The organism is Micromonospora sp. DT233, assembly GCF_049841815.1.
Taxonomy (GTDB): domain Bacteria; phylum Actinomycetota; class Actinomycetes; order Mycobacteriales; family Micromonosporaceae; genus Micromonospora.
The window spans coordinates 1-3981 of the sequence record NZ_JBNCLB010000031.1; the positions used below are offsets into that span (position 1 = coordinate 1).

At 75.6% G+C, this 3981-nt stretch carries 2 protein-coding genes; both read right to left on the reverse strand.

The window, feature by feature from the left end; translation table 11 throughout:
• On the reverse strand, positions 1-1555 hold a 1555-nt coding region (locus ACLQ2V_RS28035), incomplete at its 3' end, for a type I polyketide synthase (protein WP_425721698.1).
• A partial coding sequence (locus tag ACLQ2V_RS28040; RefSeq protein ID WP_425721700.1) for a type I polyketide synthase occupies positions 1518-3981 on the reverse strand: 2464 nt, incomplete at its 5' end. The genes ACLQ2V_RS28040 and ACLQ2V_RS28035, both read right to left, overlap by 38 nt.

Sequence of the window (3981 nt, forward strand, 5' to 3'; positions counted from 1 at the left end):
CCGACGCCATACCCGGACTCAACCGCCCCGCGTACTCCCGCAACGCCGACGCGGAACGCGCCGAGACCACCAGCGGGACGGACGCGCCACCGCTCTCCGGCTCCGCCTCGGGGTAGTGCTCGAGGATGACGTGCGCGTTGGTGCCGCTGGCACCGAAGGCGGAGACGGCCGCGCGACGCGGATGGTCCACCTCCGGCCACTCCCGCCGCTCGGTCAGCAGCGTGAGGTTCCCGGCGTCCCACTCCACGTGCGACGACGGGCGGTCGACGTGCAGCGTCGCCGGCAACACCCCGTGCCGCAGGGCCATCACCATCTTGATGACCCCACCGACGCCGGCCGCCGCCTGCGCGTGCCCGATGTTCGACTTCAACGACCCCAGATACACCGGCTCCACGTCCGCCGGCCGTCGCCCGTACGTCGCCAACAACGCCTGCGCCTCGATCGGATCGCCGAGCCGGGTGCCGGTGCCGTGACCCTCCACCACGTCCACGTCCGCCACCCCCAACCGGGCATCCGCCAACGCCCGCCGGATGACCCGCTGCTGCGCCGGCCCGTTCGGCGCGGTCAACCCGTTCGACGCCCCGTCCTGGTTCACCGCCGAACCACGAATCACCGCCAGCACCCGGCGACCGTCGCGCACCGCGTCGGAGAGCCGCTGCACCACCAGCACACCCACGCCCTCCGACCAACCCGTGCCGTCGGCCGCCTCCGCGTACGCCTTGCACCGCCCGTCCACCGCCAACCCCCGCTGCCGGGAGAACTCCACGAAGAGCCTGGGCGTGGGCATGACGGTCACGCCGCCGGCCAGCGCCAACGAGCACTCACCCCGACGCAGCGCCTGCACGGCCAGGTGCAGCGACACCAGCGACGACGAGCACGCCGTGTCGACCGTCATGGCCGGGCCCTCGAAGCCGTACGTGTAGGACAACCGGCCCGCCGCCACGCTGCCGGCGCTGCCGTTCGACAGGAAGCCGTCGAGGTCGGCGGGCGCCTGCCGCACCCGGCTCGCGTAGTCGTGGTACATCAGGCCGACGAAGACGCCGGTCAGGCTGCCCTGCAACGTGGCCGGGACGATGCCCGCCCGCTCCAACGCCTCCCACGACGTCTCCAGCAGCAACCGCTGCTGCGGATCCATCGCCAACGCCTCACGCGGCGAAATACCGAAGAACCCCGCATCGAACTCCGCCGCGTCATACAAGAACCCACCCCGACGCGTGTACGACCGACCCACCGCATCCGGATCCGGATCGAACAGGTCGTCGACGTCCCAGCCCCGGTCGGCCGGGAACTCCCCGACCACATCCGCGCCGGCGGACACCACGTCCCACAGCTCCTCCGGCGAACGCACCCCACCCGGGAACCGGCAACCCATCCCCACGATCGCGATGGGTTCGTGCGCGCTCATCTCTGCCTTGTGCAGCCGTTCCCGCGTCTCCTGAAGCTCGGCCACGGCCTGCTTCAGGTACGAGCGGAGCTTGTCCTCGCTGTTCACCACCACGTCCCCCTGGAGACCCGACTCACGACAGCGGCGCGGCGTCGCCGCGCCCCTCGGCACCGTTGTTCAGGAATGCGAAGAGCTCCTCGTCCGAGGCCGTCTCGAACCGATCCGCGGCCGACGGCCCGGCGGGCTCCGGCGGCGTCTCGCCGAGCCGTTCGGCCAGCCGGCGTACCTGCAGAAGCAGGCCCTCGCGGGCGGCCGGGCCGGCGTCGAGCGTGCCCAGCGCGACCTCGATGTCGCGCAGCTCGGCCTCGAGCCGTTCGGCCATCCGGTCGCCGGTCGGCGAGAGCAGGCCGAAGATGTGGTCGGCCAGCGCCGCCGGGGTCGGGTGGTCGAAGACGCTCGTGGCCGGCAGCCGAAGCCCGGTCGCCCGGTTCAGGCGGTTGCGCAGTTCGACGGCCGCGAGCGAGTCGAAGCCGAAGTCCTTGAACGCCTGCCGCGCCGGGACGGCGTCGGCCGACTGGTGCCCCAGCACCCCGGCGGCCTGGGCCCGCACGGTGTCGAGCACCAGCTCGGCCCCGTCGTCGGCGGGCAGCTCGGCGACGGCGGTGGCGAGGTCGGCCTCGGGCGCCGCCTGCGCCGGGGCCGCGGCGGGCACCGGGACCAGGTCGTGGAACAGGGCGGGCAGCGTGCCGTCGCGTCCCTGCCGGAGCAGCTCCGGCCGGTCGAGTCGCAGCGGCAGCACCACCGGCCGGTCGGTGGCGAGGGCGGCGTCGAAGAGCGCGAGCCCCTCCTCGGTCGTCATCTCGGCCAGGCCGAGCCGGGCGATGCGACGCCGGTCGGTGTCGTCGAGGTGCCCGGTCATGCCGGTGCGGCGTGCCCAGAATCCCCAGCCCAGGGCCGTGGTGGGCCGGCCGTCGGCGGCCCGGCGGGCGGCCAGCGCCTCCAGGAACGCGTTGCCCGCCGCGTAGTGGCCCTGGCCGGCCGGCCCGAGGGTCGCGGCCGCGCCGGAGAAGAGGATCAGCCGAGGCGGTTCGAGGGCGGCGAGCGCCAGCGCGGCGTCGATCTTCGGCCGGAGGACGGCGTCGAGCTGCTCGTCGGTCACGTTGGTCAGGGTCGCGTCGTCCAGCACACCGGCCGCGTGGATCACGGCGGCGAGCGGGCGGTCGGCCGGCAGCGCCGCCACCCGGTCCCGCAGCGCGTCGGCGTCGGCGATGTCGCAGGCGGCGACGGTCACCTCGGCACCCTGCGCGGTCAGGCTGGCCACCAGCTCCTCGGCGCCTTCGGCGGCGGCCCCGCGCCGGCTGAGCAGCAGCAACTGGCGTACGCCGTGCTGGTCGACCAGGTGCCGCGCGACCAGGGCGCCGAGCGTGCCGGTACCGCCGGTGATCAGGACGGTGCCGGCAGCCCCGAGGGCCGGGCGGGCCGAGGGCTCAGGGGTACGGCCCAGCCGTGGCGCCCGGACCTCGCCGCCACGGACGAGCAGCTGGGGCTCGGTGCCGAGCGTGGCCAACGCCGCGCCCAGGGCGGCCGGGTCGAGGCCGGCGTCGACGTCGAGCAGCCCGAAGCGGCCGGGGTGCTCGCGCTCGGCCGAGCGCAGCAGTCCCCACAGCGGCGCGTGGGCCAGGTCCTCGACCGTGTCGCCCGGCGCGGCGTGGCGGGTGACGACGACGAGCCGGGTTCCGTCCCGTCGAGGGTCGGCCAGCCACCGCTGGACCAGCCGGACCGCGGCGGCGGTCACCGGCCGGGCCTGCGAGCCGGCCGCCTCGGCGGCGACGGTCACGAGCACCAGGTCGGGTGCGGCGGTCAGGTCGGCCAGATCGGCGTACGCGCCGGTGGCGCCGGGCAGCCCGCGCAGCGCGGCCACGATGTCCGGGTCGGCCGGCGCGCCGGGCAGGGCCGCGGTGAGCACCGCGCTCGCCGGTGGCGTCGTCCCGGCCGGTTCGATGGGCCGCCACCGCAGCTCGTAGACGTCGGCGGCGGTGTCGCGGACGCCGAGCCGGGCCTCGTCGGTCGCCAGCAGGGTCAGCCCGTCGACGGACAGCACCGGCCGGCCCCGCTCGTCGGTGGCCACCACGCGGACGGCGTCGTCGCCGGTGGTGGTGAGCCGGACCCGCAGCCGGCGCACCGGTTCCGGGCCGGGCGTCACGCGCACCGAGCGCCAGGAGAACGGGAGCCGCACCGCCGTGTCGTCACCGGTCAGCCGGACCAGCGGGTGCAGGGCCGCGTCGAAGAGCGCCGGGTGCAGGCCGAACCCGTCGGCCGGGACGGCGTCGGCCAGTTCGACCTCGGCGAAGACCTCGCCGGGGCGCTGCCAGAGACGCCGGACGCCCTGGAAGAGCGGGCCGTATTCGTAGCCGGCGGCGGCCAGTTGGCCGTAGAGCGTGGCCGGGTCGACCGGGTCGGCGGCGGGCGGCCACCGGAGGGGTTCGACGGCCGCAGCACCGCCCGCATCGAGGCGGGCGCGGGCGTGCGTGGTCCACTCGCCGTCGTCGGTGGCCCGGGACCGGACCACCGCCTCGGAGCCGGTGACGCCGACCTGG